This is a genomic window from Bradyrhizobium sp. WSM4874 (genome assembly GCF_055811835.1).
The window spans coordinates 1-394 of the sequence record NZ_JBVVPR010000226.1 but is presented as its reverse complement, the minus strand read 5'-3'; the positions used below and the strand labels follow the sequence as shown (position 1 = coordinate 394).

At 63.2% G+C, this 394-nt stretch carries 1 protein-coding gene; it reads right to left on the bottom strand.

Annotated features, from left to right (window positions below):
- Positions 1 to 11: 11 nt before the first annotated feature.
- Positions 12 to 394 (bottom strand): flagellin (locus tag AC0L3P_RS40135; protein ID WP_473309477.1); only part of this gene is annotated, 383 nt, incomplete at its 5' end.

Here is a 394-nt window from a genome sequence, read left to right as displayed (position 1 = left end):
TCGTCCGCTTGTTAGCGGAGCAGCTGCAGCACGCTCTGCTGCGACTGGTTGGCCAGCGACAGCGCGGAGACCGCGATCGACTGGCGGGTCGACAGCGCCTGGCTGTTGGCCGCTTCGGTGTTGGTGTCGGCCAGCGTCAGGTTCGAAGAACCGGTCTGCAGCACGTTGATCAGGCTCTTGTTGAAGTCCTGACGCACCTGCACCACCGAGAGGTTCGAGCCGAGGCTCGAAGCTTCCGAGCGCAGCGTGCTCGACGCGGCGTTCAGGTTCGACAGCACCTTGTTGGTCGCGGAGTTGTCAATGAAGTCGACACCGCTGGTCAGCGCAGCAAGGCCGAGACCCTTGGAGTTGTAGGTCACGCCCGTGATGCTCAGGTTCGACTTGCCGGTCTCGT